This is a genomic window from Corynebacterium doosanense CAU 212 = DSM 45436, from assembly GCF_000767055.1.
GTDB classification, from domain to species: domain Bacteria; phylum Actinomycetota; class Actinomycetes; order Mycobacteriales; family Mycobacteriaceae; genus Corynebacterium; species Corynebacterium doosanense.
On the sequence record NZ_CP006764.1, the window covers coordinates 962,456 to 981,843 of the forward strand.

Here is a 19,388-nt window from a genome sequence, read left to right on the forward strand (position 1 = left end):
CGACGTGGTGGAGTTTAGGTTCAACGTGTGATCGACGGCCGATCACCGGGCACGCTGGACTTCAGTTCATCTGTGGTCGAGTGGCCCAGGCGTTGACATTGCATTGCTGCTCGGTGTGGTCGCCCGCAGCCACGACTGTTCCGTCGGCGCGCAGCCCAAGCGAGTGTCTCGCTCCGGCTGCGATCGCTGTGATGCCGGTCCATGACTGGACATCGCACTGGCCGAACTGGTTGTCGCCCGTTCCGAAGACCCTTCCGGTCTGGCTCAGCGCGAGCGTATGGACGGAGCCGGCCGCCACTGAGGTGATGCTTCTCCACGATGACACCTCGCACTGGCCTCTGCTGTCGTCGCCGACGGCGACGACGGTGCCGTCTTCGTGTAAGCCGACGGTGTGCAGGTAGCCGGCAGAGACCCCGGACACGTGTGTCCACCGGGCGACGTCGGTCTGCCCTCGCTGATTGTTGCCAGTTGCGAGGGCTGTGCCGTCGCGTCGAACTGCGACTGTGTGCCAGTCGCCGCACGCGATCGCGACGATCCCGCTCCACAACTGCACGTCACACTGTCCTTCCGCGGTGCGACCGGTGGCGACGACCGATCCGTCGGCACGTAGCCCCACGGTGGTCCTCCAGCCGGCGGCTATTGCCGTGATCTCGCGCCACTGCGTGACGGCGGTCTGCCCGGCGTCGCTCCAGCCGGTAGCAAGTGCAGTCCCATCGGCTCGGAGCCCCACTGTGTGAGACTTCCCGGTATTGCGGGCCGTGTGGACGCTGCCAGCGGCTACGGCGATGACGTCGGACCAGGGTAGGACGTCACACTCGCCGGCTTGATTGTTGCCAGTGGCAATCACGGTCCCGTCCTCGCGTCGCAGCACTGAGTGCCGGTTCCCGGCCGCAAGTACGGTGCGCACGTGGACCTCCTCCGCGGTTCTCGTCGCCACCTGATCGTAGACCGTCATACCAGTCGTTGCGGCAACGCCCGTCTCGTGGCCCCAGCGCGACGTGGCAAGGCTACCGACCTCGGAACTCGGACGAGCTCCAGCACTCCCGCGACCGTAGTGACAGCTCTGGTGCTCGCAGTCGTTCGAGAGCTTGTGATCGTCCCGATCTCCCACATGTGAGCGCCGGAGGGACGGTGAGCGAGCACCGACCTATGGGCATAGCTCTCCAAAGGTGATTCGGCTACGGAATGTGGTTGAGTTTCGGTTTAATGTTTAGCCTTGATCCACCGATGCGAGTATCCGGATCAAGCCGCGCATGAAATGGAAATGCCCCCTCTGAAATGGGAAAATGATGATGTTCTAAGTCAACCAATCCCGCCCAGAAAGGGGCACCTCTCAGGTGCTATTCAACCACACACCCGCGTCTGCGTCCCATTCCTTCGACGATGAGAACCTCACCGCAACCACCGGGCTGGTCCCGATCATGGCACTGGCCCAGAAGGCAGGCCTGCCAGCCCTCGCCGAAGACCGTCTGACCGTGACCACAACCGGGGCGGACAAAGGCGCGAACCCAGCACCGAAACTGGCCACCCTGGTCGCAGGAATGGCTGCCGGGGCCGACTCGATCGATGACATGAACATCGTCCGCCACGGCGGCATGAAACACCTCTTCGACCGCGTTTACGCCCCTTCGACACTGGGCTCGTTCCTCCGCTCGTTCGCCTTCGGCCACGTCAGACAACTCGACGCCATCTCCTCCCGCTTCCTGACCAACCTCAACGCGCACACACCGCTGCTGCCCACGAACCAGGACAGTGCACAGGCGTCAATGATCTTCGTCGATGTCGACGACACCGTCATCGACGTTCACTCCGCGTCGAAGCAGGGAGCCGGGTTCGGCTACCAAGGTAGTCGCGGGCTCAACGCACTATTGGCGACCGCATCGACTGCCAGTTCCGGCCAAATCATCGTCGGTCAACGCCTGCGCAAAGGCTCAACCTCCTCAGCCCGGGGTGCTGACAAATTCGTCTCCGACGCTCTGGCCACCACAACCCGGATCAACTCTGGCACTTCGGTGTTGGTGCGCGCTGATTCGGCATACTACTCATCAGGCGTCGTCAAAGCCGCCCACGACGGCGGGGCTCATGTGTCGATCACGGTACGCATGGACAAAAGGGTCAAAGCAGCGATCGGAATGATCAGCGATGACTCCTGGACTGGCATCGAATACCCCGAAGCGATCTACGACGAAGATTCCGGGGCATGGATTTCGAAGGCCGAAGTCGCTGAGATCCCATTCACCGCGTTCACCTCAAAGAAGAAGGCACTGCAAACGACGGGGCGTCTGGTGGTGAGACGCATCCCGGAACTCAACGAAACAAAACGGGCTGCCGGGCAAGACCCGTTGTTCAACTTGTTCCGGTACCACGCGTTCTTCACCACCGTCGATCAGGATCGTTTCGACACTGTCGCTGCTGATCACATCCATCGCAGACACGCGATCATCGAGCAGATCAATGCGGAGCTGAAGAATGGTGCCCTGGCGCATATGCCCTCCGGGGTGTTCAACGCCAACGCCGCTTGGCTCGCAGTCGCAGCGATCACGCACAACCTGCTGCGGGCTGCTGCCGGAGTCGTTGGTGGACGGATGGGCAAGGTGCGCGCCCAGACGCTGCGAACACGGATCATCAGCGTCCCGGCCCGGATTGCTCACCGGGCTAGGAAACTGATCCTGCACCTGCCGAGAGCCTGGCCGTGGGCGACGGAGTTCTCACGACTCTGGCAATCGGCGTTGGGACCACCCCGGACAGTGTCGATCTGACCAATTCGCCTCTGAAAGGGGGGCCCGAGACCGGAGTTATGGAGGAGCCTCCGGGAAGCTCAGTGTGGAAGAGACCGGTGAGAGACCGGGACACTACCTCCTGCCCGCTCATCGTGTCCGAGCTCAAATTCGAGTGAGCCCCCGGACATCAAGCAGATCGGTGGATCAAGGTTTAGGGGTAAGGGAACAGCTTCATTTTCTCAATAGAGCTACCGACAAGAGGCTCGATGACTTCGTTGCTCACGGACTACCAAGCGAAGTACTACGCGTACGAGTTGCAGCGTAGGGGTCTGCTGCACGTTTAGGTGACAGTTGTTAGTCACGCCGCGAGGGCGACGTCCTTGGTCATGATGGCCTCGAATTCGATCGGGGTCAAACGTCCCAGACGGGCCTGCCGTCGTCGGCGGTGATAGGTCCTCTCGATCCAGGTCACGATCGCGATCCTCAGTTGCTCACGCGTGATCCAGGAACCCCGATCAAGGACGTTCTTCTGCAGGAGAGAGAAGAACGATTCCATCGCAGCATTGTCGCCGCTCGAACCCACCCTGCCCATAGAACCGACCATGTCGTGGCCGGCCAGAGCACGCAGGAACTTCCGGCTTCGAAATTGAGATCCTCTGTCCGAATGGACCACGCAACCGACGACGTCACCGCGCATCTGGACCGCGTTCTCAAGTGCTTGGACAGCCAGGCGGGACTTCATCCTGGAGTCGATGGAGTACCCGACGATGCGCCGGCTGAAGGCGTCTTTGATCGCACAGCAGTAGAGCTTGCCTTCCGCGGTTCCGTGTTCCGTGATGTCCACGAGCCAGAGTTCATTCGCCCGCGTCGCAGCGAACACATGCCGGGTGCGACCATGCTCATCGACCACGGCGCAGAGATCGTCATGGGCGGGCGGACCAGGATTCTTCCCGTTCTTGGCCCGTTTCTTCCCGAACACGGACCACCAGCCATTGCTCGATGTGATCCGCCACGCGGTCCGGTCGGCCATCGGCTCACCCACATCGCGTGCTTCGTCGGCGAGGAGGCGGTGCCCAAACTCGGGGTCATCCTTGTGGGCGTCGAACAGCGCGTTCGCGCGATACGCCTCGACCACCTCGTTCGGGGTGACGGGGTCAGCCAGCCACCGGTAGTAGGGCTGGCGGGAGAGCTTGAGCACCCGACACGTCACCGTCACAGGGATCCCTGCGGCGGCGAGCTCTGTCACGAGCGGGTAGAACCTTTTGACGGCAGGTTCGCCTGCGACAGATACGCCGCCGCACGCCGCAGCACCTCGTTCTCCTGCTCGAGGAGCCGGTTGCGCTTCGTCAGCTCGCGGATCTGCGCCGCCTCGGTCCGTGACTGGCCGGGCGTGGTGCCCTCGTCACTCTCGGCGCGGCGCATCCACTTCGTGAGCGTCATCGGGTGGACCCCGACGTCTTTCGCGATCTGCTCGATCGTCACTCCGGGCTCACGGTTTCTCGCGACGCGCACGACATCGTCGCGGAACTCCTGGGGATAGGGCTTGGTCATGACGATCATCCTTCCAGGCCGGCCTTCCCAGGCAAGCCAGATCAGATGTCACCTATCCATGCAGCAGACCCGTATACGACAGGCGATGGAGTTGACACCGTTTCAGGATCTGGTGCGCGGTCGAGGGGGCGATCCCGCACAAAGCGGCCAGCTGCACAGGCCCGAGGCGTTTACGCAGACGAAGTGACACCACCCGCTTGACCACGTGCAGGGGTGTCTTGTTCGGGCTGGTGTGCGGTCGGGAGGAGCGATCCTGCATGGTTTCGCCGGCGCGGTAGCGCTCGGCCCAGCGTTTGACGGTGGGCCAGGAGCACTGGAACCGGGCGGCAACCTCGGAGATGGGATGACCGTCGTCGACGACGAGCTTGGCGACTTTCAGACGGTGACGGGGGGTCAGGGCTGCGTTAGCATGAGACATCGAAGACCTCTTGTGTGGCTGGGTTGGATTAGAGCACTTCCCATTCCACACGGGAGGTCTTCGTCATGTCACCGGATCACACAGATCCGACCAACGTCTCCGGTCAGTACAGCTAACTCAAGCCCGGGCCTCGCGCTCGGCGATCTCGACGAGCTTCGGCGCGTAGCTGCCGGCTGGGTCGTGGCGGGCGTCGAGCCACACGTCGATAAGCGCGGAGGCCGCGGCGGGGGCGATGACGTTCTGCCCGAAACACAGGATCTGAGCGTCGTAGTTCTCCACGGCGCCCCGCACGCCGACGATCTGGTGCGCGGTGGCCGCGCGGATGCCCGCGACCTTGTTGGCGGCAATGGCGGTTCCGATGCCCGTCCCGCAGATCAGAATGCCCCGGTCGAACCGGCCCTCGGCGATCGCCTCGGCGACCTGAAAGGAAACCTCGGGGTACGTGGCCTCGTCACGCGACAGGTCGACGACCTCGCTGACCCGCGGGTCCTGCTGGAGCTTCTCCAGCACGGCCTGCTTGAGTTCTGCTCCGTTAGCCGGGGCTCCGATGACGATGCGCACGTGGTTCTCCCTTACGTATTTGCTATCGAATAGTCGCCGGCCGCGCGCAGCGCGTGGTCGACGGCCTCAAGATCGGGCTCGATCGAGTCCTTGTGTTTGATGTAGAGCACCGTGTGTTCATCGGTGATCTCGAAGGTCGCCTGCCCGAGGCCGAGTCGGGCGAACTCATCGTAGAGCGACTGGAGGCACTTGACGACGTCCTGTTCTGTCTCCACGCCCGTCACGGGCACAGTGGTTTCTACGATGTGGTCGGCCATGAGCATCCTTAAATTCGTCCGTTGAAAGCCTGCAGGGCAGAGTCCTCTCGGGTTCCGCCACGGCCATCACCGTACTCCTTGTAGTCCGCGATCCATCGAATAGATCGCACCCACTTGACCATCTTGTAGCCGTGGTTCGACTCGACGCGCGCGCGGGCGGGCGCGCCCAGGTGGATGTCCAGATCGTGGCCGTTGCGCTCGTACGCCAGGATGGAGTCTTCCTCGTTGAGTGTCTCCAGGTCGATCACGGAGTAGAACGGTTCGCGGGCGCGGTTGTCGTACATCTTCTGGGCCAGGCCGTAGGAGTCGATGAGCACGTAACGCGCACCTTCGGGCTTGGGGCCGAGGAGGGCGAGGATGTCCGTCAGCTTCGCACCGGTCCACTCCGAGGTTGCCGACCAACCCTGCATGCACGTGTGGGTGGCGATGTAGCTGTGGCGCGGCAGCGCACGGAGGTCTTCGATCGTCAGCTCCCTGGAGTTTCCGCTGAGGTCATCGCCGACGGTGATCGTCAGATCCTTCCAGTCGTTGTCGCGGGCGGCCACCCACTCCTCGGATTCGTCCTTGGTCGGGGGCAGGCCGTTGGTCCAGTGGAACTCCGAGATGTCCTTCTCGGTGAAGCTTCCCTGCCGGGCGCTGCGCGGACGCAGGCCGTTGAGGAAGATCTTGCGGCCGATCTCGGTGAACCCTGTCAGGATCGAGTGCGCGCGGGCGCGGTCGGCGAGGGTCCAGTAGCTCAGGGCGATCCAGAACAGGATCACCGCGACGACGGTCGCCACCACGATGACAAAGGCCTGGGCGAATCGGGCGTTGTCCACATCACCGAAGACAATGTGCGGCAGGTTGTAGTCGGGGTGGACGAGGAAGACCAGTCCGACGTGCATGACGATGAAGCCGGTCATCAGCACCATGGCGATGAAGTGCAGCGAGCGAGCGCCCTGGTGCCCGCCGAACATCTTGACGTACCAGGGGAAGCGGGCCCGGATCGCGGGGGACATGGCGACACCGGTGAGGATCATGAAGGGGGCCAGGATGAAGATGACGAAGGTGTAGCCCAGCATCTGCAGTGAATCGTAAGGCGTGAAGTGCTCGATGCCGGGGACCTCGAGGCTGAGGTACACCTTCAGGGTCTCGAAGGACTCGGGGATGACGTCCCACGAGGTCGGAATGATGCGGCGCCACAGGCCGGTGACGAAGAGCAGGATGACGTACACGAGGCCGTTGAGGACCCAGAGCATCACCGACACCCCGTGCCAGTGGCGTCCCAGCCCGACGTTCTCCCGACCGGGCAAGGCGAGGGCGGGGTGCATCGATTTCTCGTCCATCAACGAGGTGTAGACGCCTTCTTCTTTGGGCAGCTCACGTTTGGTGAACTTGAGCCACTCCGTGCCCGGGGCGCAGTCGTTACGCCACCACAGGCGGGGGAGGGAGGACAGTATCTCCCAGCCCGAACGCAACAGCATGCCGATGAGGATGAAGTTCAACAGGTGTGCGGCTCGGAGCCACAGCGGGAAGTCAATATCCATGACGTTTCCTTCTTCTGGAGGTACCCAAAGCCTAACACCCGTGCAATGCTTCTACGTGCGTTTTTAGCATTATTTACGGAAATAACCGTGGTACATATCACCTGGTTTGTCCGCGACGTTTCGAAGCGCATTTGCGGCAGGAATAGGCCGGCGGAGGGTCACTTGCGGTCGGGTTCGAAGCGACGTGGAATGGCGGTCACTCACGTGGGGGGAGTTGGTTACTGCCAGGTGCGTCCGCGGGTGGCTTGGATGGCTAGCTCGCTCGGTGGTGCCCCTGAGTTTGGTTCAGAAACACCCTTGTCGACAGACCATGCAGGGTCTACAGTTGGTCGTGTGTGGACCGTCGATGTCGAGCTCGTCGAAGACTGGCTCATTTCCCTGGATGAAGGTTCACGCGAACAGGTGATTGCGGCCCTTGAATTGTTGGAAAGCCGAGGCCCGCAGCTTGGGCGACCACTCGTTGACACCTTGGTGGGGTCTCGGCACAAAAACATGAAGGAACTCAGGCCCGGGTCCAGCGGCCGGTCCGAGTTGCGTGTCTTGTTTGCCTTCGATCCCGAGCGCACAGCGATCATGCTGGTTGCCGGAGATAAATCGGGCAACTGGAAACGCTGGTACAAACAAAATCTCCCGAGGGCCGACGACTTGTTCGACCAGCACCTGGACACACTGAAAGGATTGTGACGGTAATGGCAAAGACACTCAATGATTTTCTCGTTGATCACCCGGTTGACCGTGGGCGGGTCGAGGCCCACAAAGATCGACTCCTCGCAGAGGTGCGCGCGTTTCACCTGCGCAAACTCCGCGAGCAGGCGGGCCTGACGCAGGCGCAGTTGGCGGAGCGGATCGGCGTCGGTCAGCGTCAGGTGTCCAAGATCGAACGCGGCGATCTGAACAACGCGAAGGTCGGCACGATTCGTAGTTATGTGGAGGCGGTCGGTGGCGAGCTGACCCTCGAATACGTGATGGGGAATCAACGGATCCAGGTCGCCTGACCTGCCCGACGGAAACGACCACCGAACACAGCTCGGAAGGGCCCGAAACGGCCCCTCGGTAGGCCTTTTCGTTCGGGCCGACAACCGCTCGAGTTCACTCATAACAATCGTCCGCCGAGGGTCCGGCAGGGGCGAAGGGTTCGGAATCGAGAGTCTGCTCGGCCGCCGGGAGGTCGTCGCAATGCAGAAACAGCGGCCCCGAAACCCCTCGACAAACCCTTCGGACCCATGAGCTAACGGTGATAGGCTCCCCACGGTGAACACCATCTGGACAATTCTTACCCGGGATCTACGCCGGATCGCGGGCACGCCCAAGGTGTGGATCGTGGTCGTCGGGGTGATGATCCTCCCGGCCCTGTACGCCTGGTTCAACATCGCCGCGTTCTGGGATCCGTACGGCAACACCAGCAACATCGCCATCGCCGTGGTCAACGAGGACGAGGGGGCGAACTCCGAGCTCACCGGACCGCTGGACGTGGGTGAGCAGCTTGTCTCCCAGCTGGAGCAGAATGACGGGCTCGGCTGGCAGGTGATGGACCGCGCGGCGGCGGATGACGCGGTGCGCAGCGGCGACGTCTACGCCACGATCATCGTTCCGGAGGATTTCTCGGCGGGCATCGTCAGCATCTTCGATCCGCCGTATACCCAGCCAGCACTGATCTACCAGGTCAACGAGAAACTCAGCGCTATCGGCCCGCAGATCACCAATCAGGGCGCCAGCGGTGTGGACACGCAGATCAACTCCACCCTCAAGCAGGTGGTGGCAGAGGCCGTCACCACGGAGCTGAGCAACTCCGGAGGCGAGCTCGGCGACCGCCTCGAGTCTGCCGGCACCAACGCGGAGGGCGGTTTCGCCGAGGCCGCGGGAACCGTCGCTGACGCACAGGCGGAGATCCAGCGGATCCAGGCCAGCCTCAACGGCGCCGACCCCGCGATCGCCGCGGCGCAGGACAGCCTGCGCTCCGCCGACACGACGCTCGCGGACGCCCAGGACACCCTGGTGCGTGTCCAGTCGATCATGACCGACGTGCAGCGTGAGACCACGAAGTTCGCCGACACGGCCACGGAGGCCTACGTCGAGGGAACGACCTCGCTCGCTGACGGCACGGTCGAGGCCAACAACGCCGTCACCTCGGTCACCGGTGAGCTCCAGCGGGCCAGCGCGGGCATCGACTCCGCCACCCGCGAGGCGCAGAATGTCGTCGGCCAGACCGGAGCGGCCATCGATCAGGTCCAGGGGCTGCTCGACTCCGGGATCCTCAGCCCGGCCGCGGCCGCCCCGCTGCAGGAGGCGCTGACGGGACTGCAGGACCGCAACGCCACCAGCCAGCAGCTGGTCGACGACCTCGGTGCGCTCAACTCCGACGCGGCGGCGACGACCGCCGCGGTCGACGATGCGGCGCAGGCGTTGGCGGACGCGACCGTCGATACGCGAGATTCCGCTCGCGGCGTCCAGGAGACCCTCCGCGGACTGCCCGCCCTCAACGCGGCCGTCAACCGGGTCAACACCACCGCCGGCAGCTTCGCGGGAACGCTCTCCGGGCAGCAGATCATCCTCCGGGAATCGGTCTCGCTTCTCGACGGCGTCCGCACCCAGATCGATTCCTCCACCGCGGTGCTGGCCAGCTTCGGTGAGGACCTGGCCGGAATTGAGGACAGCCTGGGTACCGCGCAGTCGGATGTCGCGCTGCTCACCTCCGCGTCGCAGGACGGGGTGCTGCGCGAGGTTGACTCGTTGGACTCAGCGTCGATAAGCCGGTTCTTCGCCTCACCCACCGAGGTGACGGAGAACGCCGTCTTCCCGGTCAACTCCTACGGCTCGCAGATGGCGGCGCTGTTCACCAACCTCTCGCTGTGGGTGGGCGCGTTCATGATCATGCTCATTTTCCGCACCGAGGTCGAGACCGCCGGCCTCCGACGCGTGACCGTTTCCGGGGCGTACCTGGGCCGCTACCTCCTGCTCGGGCTGCTCGCGGTGGGGCAGGGGCTCGTCGTCGCCGTCGGTGATCTGCTGCTCGGCGTGCAGACGGTCAACGCCCCCGTGTTTGTGCTCTCGTGTGTGATCATCGGGCAGGCGTACCTGGCCATCGTCTACGGGCTGGTCTCCGCGCTGGGCAACATGGGCACGGTGATCGCCGTGGTCCTGGCCTTCATCCAGATCCCCGGCGCGTCTGGGCTCTATCCCATCGAGATGACACCCGACTTCTTCCAGGCGATCTACCCGCTGCTCCCGTTCACCCACGGCATCAACGCACTGCGCGAGACCATCGGCGGGTTCTATGGCCACCACTACTTACTCCAGCTGGCGATCCTCATGCTCATGGGCGTGGTGGCCTTCTTCACCGGGATGGTGGCGCGCCGTGGACTGTCCAGTGTCAAACGCACGGTCAACGCGCAGCTCGCTGAGGGCGGCCTGGTCATCAGCGACCAGGTCCAGGTCGTCGGCTCCGGCTACCGGCTGGTGGACATCGTGCACGCGCTGCGCGACCGGGACGAGTTCCGCGACTCGGTGGACCGGCGGTGGAAGACGCTGCGCGACCACTACTCCACGATCCTGCGGTCGATCATCGCCTTCGGTGTGCTCGGCGTGGTCCTCCTCGGTGGGCTGGCCGGGCTCTTCCCCGAGCAGAAGACGGTGCTGTTCGGGCTGCTCTGCCTGTGGTTCCTCCTGCTTGCGGGCGGTATCGCCTTCACCGAGTACACCCGGCTGAGCTTCGCCCGCGCCCGGGAACTCGCGGAACTGAGTGAGAGTGAGCTGCGCGCGAGCGCCCGCGAAGGCAATGAGGTGAAGGCATGAGCGGCATCTGGACGATCTTCCGCGACGACCTGCACCGGGTCCGCACCAACGTCATGACGGCGCTGATGTTCTTCAGCCTGGCCGTCATCCCCATGATCTTCTCCTCCTTCAACGTCCTGGCCAGCTGGAACCCCTTCGGCAACACCAGCAATCTGCAGATCGCCGTGGCGAGCACCGACGAGGGCTACGACAGCGACCTGGTGCAGATGGAGATCAACCTCGGCGACCAGGTGCTCTCCGAACTCTCGCGCAACGAGCAGATCGACTGGGTGATCACCCACGAAGACGACGCCATCGAGGGCACCCGCTCCGGTGAGTACTACGCGGCGATCGTCCTGCCGCCCACCTTCAGCACCGACCTGCTCACCTTCTACACCGCGAGCGCGGAGCCGGCGGAGATCGATCTCTACACCAACGAGAAACTCAACGCGCTCACCCCCATCGTCGCCGAGCAGGGCGCGCAGGGGGTCACCTCGCAGATCAACGCGGCCTTCACCGAGGTGGTGGCCAACGTCGGCCTGGGCGTGGTGGATTCCCTGTCCGAGTATCTGGGCAGCGGCGACACTCAGGCGGCTCTCCAACGTGTGCAGGCCCGGGTGGCGGACACGAGCACGCGCCTGTCCTCGGGCGCGGAGACCGCTCGCTCCTTCACCGGGGTCATCGACTCCAGCCTCACCCTGGTCGAGGGTGCGGGCAACATCATCGACGCCGCCGGGACCAGCGTCGCCGACAGCCCCGACGTCGCGGCCACGGGTGACCTCGACTCCTCACTCGCCGGTACCGCGACCGCATTGTCCGCGGGCCTGCGGGGAACGGCCGACAGCTACGGTGTGGTGGGCTCGCGTATCGACGCCCTCTTCACCAGCGCCGACGCCACCAGCGAGAGCGCCGCCGAGACCTACCGGACCTTGGGCACCCGCGTCGGCCAGCAGACCGCGTCGCTGCGCGCCTTGCGGGACAACGTCGCCGCGGTGCCCGGCACCGAGGCCGCGGTCGGCGTGCTCGACACCGCCGTCGCGCGCAGCCAGAACCTGGAGGACAACCTCCTCGCCTCGGCGGACGACATCGCCGCCGGCAACGCCACGAGCCAGGCCTCCCGGCAGAACAGCCGTGACGCCGTCGACCTCGCGCGCACGGCGGTCAGCGACGCGGCCACCGCCTACGAGCAGGACCTCCAGCCGCAGTTCGAGGGTCTGGGCGCGTCCCTGGATACCCTGCGTCAGGACGTGTCCGTGGTCCGGGGCGACCTAGACCGCGCCGGCACGCTCCTAGAGGAGTCGCCCGGCTCGCTCACCGAGTCCTTGGTGAACGCCCGTGACGCCACGTCCGCGCTGGCTGTGCGTCTCGACGACGACGCCCGGCGCTTCCGTGAACTGAGCGCGGAGCTGGAAACGGCGGGGGAGACCGGCGACTTCTCCAAGGTGGCGGAGCTGATCGGCAACGACCCGGAGGCGCTGGCGACCCACCTGTCCTCCCCGGTCGCCGTGGAGCGGCAGGAGATCTTCCCCGTGGTGAGCTTCGGCACCGGCATGGCGCCGCTGTATCTCACCCTCTCGCTCTGGGTGGGAGCGCTCCTGGCCTCGGTGCTCATCCGCACCGGTGCGAGCGGCGACGGTTTCTCCCGGTTCGAGGAGTTCTTCGGGCGCTTCGGCATCTTCTCGCTGCTGGGTCTCGCGCAGAGCACCCTGGCTACGCTCAGCCTCATCGTCTTTGTGCAGATCCAGCCCGCGCACCCGTTCCTGCTGCTGCTCACCGCTTGGGTGGTCTCGCAGGTGTTCATGCTCATCCTCTACTCACTCATCCGCACCTTCGGCAGCGTGGGCAAGGCGCTGGCGGTGTTCCTGCTGGTCATCCAGGTTTCCGGCGCTGGTGGTTCCTACCCGCTGCCACTGCTGCCGCAGTGGTTCCAGAACGTCAGCCCCTGGCTGCCGGCGACCTACTCCATCGACGCGATGCGCTCGGCCATCGCGGGCATCTACCAGGCGGATCTTTTCCGCGAGCTCGGGATCCTCCTGTTGTTCGCCATCCCGGCCCTGCTCATCGGGCTGCTGCTCGGGCCACTTCTCGAGTCCTACAACCGCAAGACCACCGAGGCCATCGAATCGACCAAGGTGATGATCTAGGGCCCCTGGCGGCGAGTGGCTGGGGGAGGCGTCGAGAAGCGCTACCATGGCCGACATGACCGACAACACCCAGAACCAGTTCCCCGACGACCAGGAAACCATCGGTGCCACCGGCGACGCGCAGGATTCGCAGCTGGAGAAAGACCCCTCCGAGTGGGTCAGCGGCGATGACCCCATGACCGAGTCCCAGAAGTCCTACCTGGACACCCTGGCTAAGGAGGCCGGCGAGGAGCTGCCCGCTGACCTCACCAAGGCTGAGGCGTCCAAGCACATCGACCGCCTGCAGGGTGGCCAGAACTAGCCTGCGAAACCTGTGGTCCCCGAGTTCCGACCGAGCGACGCGTGGTTCGCGGACTGGCCTTTCGACGTATCCACCCTGGTCCGGATGGCCGCGACGGTTTCCGCCGCGGGGGATGCCGTGCCCGAGTTTCTAGCCACGCTGACCCGGGACGAGAGCGCAGACGGGGTCTACTACCGCGGCGGATACTACGTGGAAGTGTCCGGTGATGAGCCGGGCGAGCAGTGGCGCATCATCCTCGGCTCGGCTGGGGAGGACGGGTTTGATTCCGTGCTCAGCGCCGCAGACGACCTGGTGGAGGCGCTGCGCGCTGCCCCGGACGACGTGCGGCTGACGTGGCAGGAACTCCCGGCCACGAGAGCCCCGGGCTGAGACGGCTAGCTGTACTGACCGGAGACGTTGGTCGGATCTGTGTGATCCGGTGACATGACGAAGACCTCCCGTGTGGAATGGGAAGTGCTCTAATCCAACCCAGCCACACAAGAGGTCTTCGATGTCTCATGCTAACGCAGCCCTGACCCCCCGTCACCGTCTGAAAGTCGCCAAGCTCGTCGTCGACGACGGTCATCCCATCTCCGAGGTTGCCGCCCGGTTCCAGTGCTCCTGGCCCACCGTCAAACGCTGGGCCGAGCGCTACCGCGCCGGCGAAACCATGCAGGATCGCTCCTCCCGACCGCACACCAGCCCGAACAAGACACCCCTGCACGTGGTCAAGCGGGTGGTGTCACTTCGTCTGCGTAAACGCCTCGGGCCTGTGCAGCTGGCCGCTTTGTGCGGGATCGCCCCCTCGACCGCGCACCAGATCCTGAAACGGTGTCAACTCCATCGCCTGTCGTATACCGACCGGGCCACCGGCGAGCCGGTGCGCCGATACGAACACGACCGTCCCGGCCAACTGATCCATGTCGATGTCACCAAGTTCGGCAACATCCCTGACGGTGGTGGATGGCGATACGTCGGCAAGCGCCAGGGCGATCGCCACCGGGCTGCAACCCCGGGCAAACCCCGCAACCGCTATCACGAGCCGTTGATGGGGCACTGTTTCGTCCACACCGTCATCGATGATCACTCGAGGGTGGCTTACGCCGAGATCCACGACGACGAGAAAGCGGTCACCGCGGTCGGGGTACTGCAACGGGCCACAGCCTGGTTCGATCAGCGTGGAATCACCGTGGAGCGGGTGATCAGTGACAACGGTGCTGCCTACCGGTCGAAACTATGGCAGCAGACCTGCAGGGATGTGGGGATCACCCCGAAGTGGACCAGGCCGTACCGGCCGCAGACCAATGGCAAGATTGAGCGGTTTCATCGCACCCTGACCGACGGGTGGGCCTATGCCCGGCATTACCTGTCGGAGCAGGAACGCAGAAACACGTTGGGTCGGTGGTTGCATGATTACAATCACCACCGACCCCATTCCGCGTGCGGAGGTCAGCCACCGATCACCCGGTTAACTAACCTCCCCGGTCAGTACAGCTAGCGGGTCAGGCCGGCGTCGATCCTGCTGGCGGCGGCATCCGTGACGGCCTCGCGCGCCGGGCGGGGGTCGAAGCCCAGCACCTCGCGGGCGCGCTCGTTGGAGGGCTGCTTCACGCGGCCGAGATCGGGGGCGATCTCGCGCATGGGCGGAACCACGCGCGCCAGAGCCTTGACCAGCCAGTCCGGCAGCGCCCGGGTCGGGGCCTTCGCGGCGGCGTCGCCGAATCTGGAGCGTAGGAGGGCGGAGATCTCGCGCAGTGGGATCGCGTCCTGGCCGTCAGAGAGCAGGAAACGTTTCCCGGCGGCCTCGGGGGTGTTGATCGCCGCGACGTGGGCGGCCGCGACATCGCCGACGTCGATGGTCGGCACGGCGACGTTGGCGATCACCGGCATCTTTCCCGTGAGCATGCCCAGGATCATCTGGTTCGAGCCTGTGATGGAGCGGCCCATGATCGGACCCATGACCGCGACGGGGCACATGGACGTGAGCTCGAGGCCGGTCTCTGCGGCGAAATCCCAGGCAGCGCGCTCGGCGAGCACCTTGCTGCGGCCGTAGGCGTCCATGCCGGGGCCGTTGAGGGGCGACCACATGTCATCGGTGAAGCGGGTGATGCCTCGGGGATGGCCGAAGCCGATGGCGTGGAAGGCGGAGGTGAGCACGACGCGTCGTAGACCGGCCCCGATCGCGGCGCGCAGGACTCGCAGCGTTCCCTCGCGGGCGGGTGTGATCACGTCGTCCTCGTTTTTCACGTGCCCCGGCATGACCGGGCTGGCGACGTGGAGGACGGTGTCGACTCCCGCGCAGGCCTCGGCCCAGCCGGCGTCGTCGGTGAGGTCCGCAGCGACGAAGGTGAGGTCGGCGGTGTCGGGCAGCCCGGCGGCGGAGAGGGTGCCGCGGACCTGCTGCTCCTTGGCCAGGGAACAGATGGTGGCGCGGATAGGGAACCCGCGTTCGGCGAACTGGAGGATGAAGTGACCGGCGATGAAGCCGGAACCGCCGGTGACCAGGATGGTCTGGGAGGTTGTCATGTGGTTATCGTGCCACCAGTGGTGTTGTCCGGTGCACATCGGAGCTATTCTTCCGAAACGGGCTAGGGAGGGTGTGTACCGTGCGGAGAACTCTTAAGCGGAAGAAAGCTTCCGTTTAATACTCCCGGGCGTCAAGGTGGGAACGAATTCCCGTCGATCCGAAGGATTCTTCCGAAATGCCCGGCCGAAGCCACGGCACTGATGCAGGAGCAACTGCCGCCACCGTCGCCGCCGAAGCGCGTCGTATCGGCGAGGCCATGCGCGCCATGCGGAAAAACTATGCACTCACCCAGCAGCAGCTGGCCGAGCTGGTGGGAATCTCCGACCGGACGCTGCGTGATATCGAGAAGGGGACCGGCACTCCCGGGATCGGGGCAGTGTTGGCCACGCTGAAGGTTCTGGGCCTCGAACTGGAGGTGCGCGGATGACCGATCACAGTCGCTTCCGCGCGACTGACCGGGCGGACGTGTACAAAAACGGCCGACGCGCTGCGACTCTGACCCGGAGTGATTCGGGAGAGGTCTCCTTCGCCTATCTCGAGGACTTCGCCGGAGCTCCGGTGGCCAGCACTCTTCCGGTCTCTGCCGAGCCGGTCCAACGACCGGGCGGGGGAGTCCCAGCCTTTTTCGCTGGCCTGTTGCCCGAGGGGCACCGGTTGACTGTCCTGCGCGACGAGGTGAAGACGTCCTACGACGACGAGCTGTCGCTGCTCCTGGCCATCGGAACGGACACGCCCGGCGATGTCCAGGTCGTTGCCGCGGGAGAGCCCATCGATCCGGTTCCACCTATGGTCGACTTCGACTCCGACCCGCTGGACTTCCGCGCATTGACTGGCCTGGCCGATCGACACGGACTCCCCGGCGTGCAGGCGAAAGCTTCGGCCTCGATGATCACTCAGCCGGTGGGAACGATTCAGGGTCCGGCGACTCTCAAGATCGATCCGCCGGAACATCCGCACCTGGTGGCCAACGAGGTCCTGCACCTTGAGGCCGCGCGGTCACTCAGGATGGAGGTCAGTGCGGCGCGGATCGTGCGGGATGCATACGGACTTCCTGGCCTTCTGGCCAGGAGGTTTGACCGGGTGCCGGGAAAAGGGCGGCACTGGGATCGGCTGGCGATGGAGGATGGGGCGCAGGCTTTGGATGTGCTGCCAGCGAGGAAGTATGCGGTCGATACCTCGGACGTCATCTCCGGGCTAGCCGAAATCTGTTCCGCGCCGCTCATCGCCAGTCGGCAGCTCTTCATCCAGTTCGCCTACGCCTGGCTGACCGGGAACGGCGACCTGCACGCGAAAAACGTCGCGGTGCTCCAGGGTCAGGACGAACGCTGGAGGATTGCCCCCGTGTTCGACGTCCCCTGCACCCTCCTCTACGGCGACGACAGGATGGCTCTGCCCGTCGCCGGCAGGACCAGCAGGATTCGCGCGCGGCACTGGGAGGAACTCACCGAGGAGATCGGCCTGCCCCCGGGTGCTGCCAGGTCCGCGCTGAAGGAGGCGTTGAGCGCTGCAAGCTCCGTCAACCTTGGGGAGTTGCCGTCCATAGGATCGCCCCTTACCCACGCCGAGCGCGAACTGCGGCATCGCCGGGCGGAGCTGGCGGATCGGCTCTAGTTGATACAGTCAGACCCGTGATCGCCCCACCAGAGCCCGACCAGATCGAGCGGGTCATCCTGCGCACGGCCCGAGAATTCGACCCTGCCCAGCGCATCCTCGTCGTAGGAGACACCACCGGCACCCTCACGGCGGCGGCACTCGCGAACCCCGACGCGCGGGTCTGGCCGCGCGTTTCGATCGCGTCTCCGAGCGCGCCCGCGAGCGCCGGTTCACGGTGTTGAGTGTGGTATAGCCGTGAGTGCAGCCAGGAACAAGGCGCTAGAAACGCTGTACTACACGGGCAGGGTCTCCTTCGCGGGTAGGAGCACGGGCTGGTCCACCCGCGACCGGCTCACGGGCTATGTCGCCTTTCCGTTCGCGATCCTGTTCTTTCTCGGATCGTTCGGAACGATCTTTCAGGAGACGGATACCCGCATGCAGATGCTCAAGGCGGCCGCCCTCTGCCTCGCGTCTGCGGGGCTGCTGTATGGGGTGGGAAGTCTGGTGGTGCAGAGTTGGCACCACCGCCGAGTTCAGCGCCAACCAGTGCTTATCGACGAACGTGGCCTCACCCTTTGTGGCCATGGGCCGATCCCCTGGTGGTGCCTCCAGCTGGCCGAAAGGAAGAAGGTCCGGCTCAAGTACGCCGAATCGGATGTCACACGCGACGTCATCGCGCTCACCTTGGCCGGCTCGAGGATGCTCGACCAGCAATTGACCGAGAAGCAGCGCAAGGCACTCGTCCCTGACCACACCACGGATTCGCTGATCTTCCTCTTCGTGCCCGGGGTGAAAGGCCTCAAGGCGCGGGAGTTCATGGAGGTCTACAACGCCGCCCACGATCGCTACGCCCCAGCATGAGCTCGCCCGACAATATCCTGCTGCACCTGGCGCAGGAGGACGAGGACATGGTCCGCGAGGTGTTCGCGGAGCTTCACCGCCGGGGTTTCCCCGAGCAGCACCAGCACCCGCACGTGACCGTGACGTTTTCCCCGGCCATGCACCCGGACGCGACCCAACTCGCAGGTCAGCTCCTCCCGGAGGTTGTCCCCGCCACGCTGGCCAGGGTGGGAACGGTCATCTTCGGCATCAAACGCAAGCAGACCGTCGCCTGGCTTCTCGACGCCCCGGACGACCTCTCCGCCGCGGCGCGCGCAATCAGCGCCGCCAACCCCGACGGCCGCGGGCACACGTGGACGCCGCACCTCACGGTCGGTCTGCGACTGCCCAGGGAGATTATCCCCGACTACCTCCGGGCGCTGGACGAGCTCACCCCGTCGACATTCCGGGAGATCAGGGCCGTGCGGGCGGGGCTGTGGCGACCGCGCCGGGAAACCTACACCCTGCTCGCGGACTGATTCAGGATCTCGACCACCCGCTCGGCGGTCTTCTTCGCCGAGCCCGGGTTCTGGCCGGTGACCAGCCGGCCGTCGGTGACGACGTGCGCGGTGAAGGGGATCGGGGTCTTCTCGTAGCGCGCGCCGCGCTCCTTGGCGGCCTCCTCGACGTTGTAGGGAACCTTCTTGGCCACCCCGGCGACGATCTCCTCGGGCCAGGAGAATCCGGTGAGCGAGCGGGCGTCGATAAGCGACGATCCATCACTGAGCTGCACGTTCAACAGTCCGCAGTAACCATGGCACACCGAGGAGACGATGCCGCCCTGCTCCCACATCGAGCGGGCGAGCTGCTGGAGGCCGGGGTTGTCGGGGAAGTCGTACATGGCGGCGTGGCCGCCGGTGAAGTAGATGGCGTCGAAGTCCGACGGATCGACATCCGCCGGGCTCAGCGTGGTGCCCAGCAGCGCCATCCGGTCGGGGTCGGTGTACCAGTCCTGCGCGGAATCGTCATAGAAGGGGAAGGAGAGCGAGCGGGGTTCCAGCGGGACGTAGCCGCCCAGGGGGCTGACGATGGTCTGCTCGTAACCCTGCTCGGCGAAGACGTCCCAGGCGTGCGTGAGCTCGGAGAGCCACAGGCCGGTGGGGTCGGTGGGGTCGTCGAAGTGGGAGACATTGGTGACAACATGAAGAATGCGGGTCATGG

At 64.9% G+C, this 19,388-nt stretch carries 20 protein-coding genes and 1 pseudogene; 13 read left to right on the forward strand and 8 right to left on the reverse strand.

The genetic code is table 11. The annotated features are described in order from the left end of the window. Positions 1-61: 61 nt before the first annotated feature. Positions 62-955: an RCC1 domain-containing protein gene (locus tag CDOO_RS04795; protein ID WP_018021804.1), complete on the reverse strand. Its 894-nt coding sequence runs from the start codon at positions 953-955 to the stop codon at positions 62-64. 382 nt (positions 956-1,337) lie between these two features. Between CDOO_RS04795 and CDOO_RS04800 the strand changes: the two genes are divergently transcribed. Next, entirely contained in the window at positions 1,338-2,759 is a 1,422-nt protein-coding gene (locus CDOO_RS04800; RefSeq protein WP_038573261.1) for an IS1380 family transposase, read from the forward strand. Between the two features lie 319 nt (positions 2,760-3,078). On the opposite strand, the gene CDOO_RS04805 is transcribed toward CDOO_RS04800, so the two are convergent. The 5 genes and pseudogenes from CDOO_RS04805 to CDOO_RS04830 all read right to left on the reverse strand — a co-directional run bounded on the left by CDOO_RS04805 (position 3,079) and on the right by CDOO_RS04830 (position 7,033). Continuing rightward, positions 3,079-4,271, reverse strand: a protein-coding gene (locus tag CDOO_RS04805; protein WP_156111866.1) for an IS3 family transposase whose coding sequence is annotated in 2 segments (ribosomal slippage) — positions 3,079-3,984 and positions 3,987-4,271 — 1,191 coding nt in all. Because the reading frame shifts where the segments join, the coding sequence is not laid out codon by codon here. A 73-nt stretch (positions 4,272-4,344) separates the two neighbouring features. Continuing rightward, positions 4,345-4,689, reverse strand: a pseudogene (locus CDOO_RS04815) (helix-turn-helix domain-containing protein); the annotation flags it as partial. 117 nt (positions 4,690-4,806) lie between these two features. Continuing rightward, on the reverse strand, positions 4,807-5,250 hold the full coding sequence (locus CDOO_RS04820) for an RpiB/LacA/LacB family sugar-phosphate isomerase (RefSeq protein ID WP_018023030.1): 444 nt from the start codon (positions 5,248-5,250) through the stop codon (positions 4,807-4,809). Between the two features lie 11 nt (positions 5,251-5,261). Beyond that, on the reverse strand, positions 5,262-5,507 hold the full coding sequence (locus CDOO_RS04825; RefSeq protein ID WP_020384702.1) for a hypothetical protein: 246 nt from the start codon (positions 5,505-5,507) through the stop codon (positions 5,262-5,264). 8 nt (positions 5,508-5,515) lie between these two features. Further along, positions 5,516-7,033, reverse strand: a complete 1,518-nt coding sequence (locus CDOO_RS04830) for a molybdopterin-dependent oxidoreductase (RefSeq protein WP_018023028.1) — start codon at positions 7,031-7,033, stop codon at positions 5,516-5,518. A 333-nt stretch (positions 7,034-7,366) separates the two neighbouring features. On the opposite strand from CDOO_RS04830, the gene CDOO_RS04835 reads away from it, so the two are divergent. From CDOO_RS04835 to CDOO_RS04865, 7 genes are all read left to right on the forward strand, one after another. Next, positions 7,367-7,717 carry a type II toxin-antitoxin system RelE/ParE family toxin gene (locus CDOO_RS04835; RefSeq protein ID WP_018023027.1) on the forward strand — a complete coding sequence of 117 codons (351 nt, stop codon included), beginning with the start codon at positions 7,367-7,369 and terminating at the stop codon, positions 7,715-7,717. Positions 7,718-7,722: 5 nt separating this feature from the next. Further along, entirely contained in the window at positions 7,723-8,028 is a 306-nt protein-coding gene (locus tag CDOO_RS04840) for a helix-turn-helix domain-containing protein (RefSeq protein WP_018023026.1), read from the forward strand. 256 nt (positions 8,029-8,284) lie between these two features. Continuing rightward, entirely contained in the window at positions 8,285-10,825 is a 2,541-nt protein-coding gene (locus tag CDOO_RS04845) for a YhgE/Pip domain-containing protein (protein ID WP_018023025.1), read from the forward strand. Continuing rightward, positions 10,822-12,948, forward strand: coding sequence for a YhgE/Pip domain-containing protein (locus CDOO_RS04850; RefSeq protein ID WP_018023024.1), 2,127 nt, complete (start codon positions 10,822-10,824; stop codon positions 12,946-12,948). Before CDOO_RS04845 ends, CDOO_RS04850 begins: the two co-directional genes overlap by 4 nt. Before the next feature lie 46 nt (positions 12,949-12,994). Next, entirely contained in the window at positions 12,995-13,249 is a 255-nt protein-coding gene (locus CDOO_RS04855) for a DUF3072 domain-containing protein (RefSeq protein ID WP_018023023.1), read from the forward strand. 12 nt (positions 13,250-13,261) lie between these two features. Beyond that, a complete protein-coding gene (locus tag CDOO_RS04860; RefSeq protein ID WP_018023022.1) occupies positions 13,262-13,618 on the forward strand; it encodes a hypothetical protein in 357 nt (118 codons plus the stop codon). A 121-nt stretch (positions 13,619-13,739) separates the two neighbouring features. After that, positions 13,740-14,726 (forward strand): IS481 family transposase, encoded by a 987-nt coding sequence (locus CDOO_RS04865; RefSeq protein WP_038573315.1) that lies wholly within the window; start codon positions 13,740-13,742, stop codon positions 14,724-14,726. Here CDOO_RS04865 and CDOO_RS04870 read toward each other — a convergent pair. Continuing rightward, positions 14,723-15,754: an NAD-dependent epimerase/dehydratase family protein gene (locus CDOO_RS04870; protein ID WP_038573682.1), complete on the reverse strand. Its 1,032-nt coding sequence runs from the start codon at positions 15,752-15,754 to the stop codon at positions 14,723-14,725. The two genes, CDOO_RS04865 and CDOO_RS04870, sit on opposite strands and share 4 nt — an antisense overlap. Before the next feature lie 176 nt (positions 15,755-15,930). On the opposite strand from CDOO_RS04870, the gene CDOO_RS04875 reads away from it, so the two are divergent. From CDOO_RS04875 to CDOO_RS04895, 5 genes are read left to right on the forward strand one after another with little or no spacing between them, the layout of a single operon-like run. After that, on the forward strand, positions 15,931-16,182 hold the full coding sequence (locus tag CDOO_RS04875) for a helix-turn-helix domain-containing protein (protein WP_018022608.1): 252 nt from the start codon (positions 15,931-15,933) through the stop codon (positions 16,180-16,182). Continuing rightward, positions 16,179-17,366: a type II toxin-antitoxin system HipA family toxin gene (locus CDOO_RS04880; protein WP_018022609.1), complete on the forward strand. Its 1,188-nt coding sequence runs from the start codon at positions 16,179-16,181 to the stop codon at positions 17,364-17,366. The genes CDOO_RS04875 and CDOO_RS04880 overlap by 4 nt, the downstream gene beginning before the upstream one ends. Positions 17,367-17,383: 17 nt before the next feature. Next, the gene (locus CDOO_RS04885) at positions 17,384-17,590 is read left to right on the forward strand and encodes a hypothetical protein (RefSeq protein WP_038573318.1); all 207 of its coding nucleotides are present in this window, start codon (positions 17,384-17,386) and stop codon (positions 17,588-17,590) included. A gap of 13 nt (positions 17,591-17,603) precedes the next feature. Next, entirely contained in the window at positions 17,604-18,209 is a 606-nt protein-coding gene (locus CDOO_RS04890; RefSeq protein WP_018022610.1) for a hypothetical protein, read from the forward strand. Continuing rightward, the gene (locus CDOO_RS04895; RefSeq protein WP_018022611.1) at positions 18,206-18,706 is read left to right on the forward strand and encodes a 2'-5' RNA ligase family protein; all 501 of its coding nucleotides are present in this window, start codon (positions 18,206-18,208) and stop codon (positions 18,704-18,706) included. The genes CDOO_RS04890 and CDOO_RS04895 overlap by 4 nt, the downstream gene beginning before the upstream one ends. Here CDOO_RS04895 and CDOO_RS04900 read toward each other — a convergent pair. After that, on the reverse strand, positions 18,685-19,386 hold the full coding sequence (locus CDOO_RS04900; RefSeq protein WP_018022612.1) for a type 1 glutamine amidotransferase domain-containing protein: 702 nt from the start codon (positions 19,384-19,386) through the stop codon (positions 18,685-18,687). The two genes, CDOO_RS04895 and CDOO_RS04900, sit on opposite strands and share 22 nt — an antisense overlap. Positions 19,387-19,388: the final 2 nt, after the last annotated feature.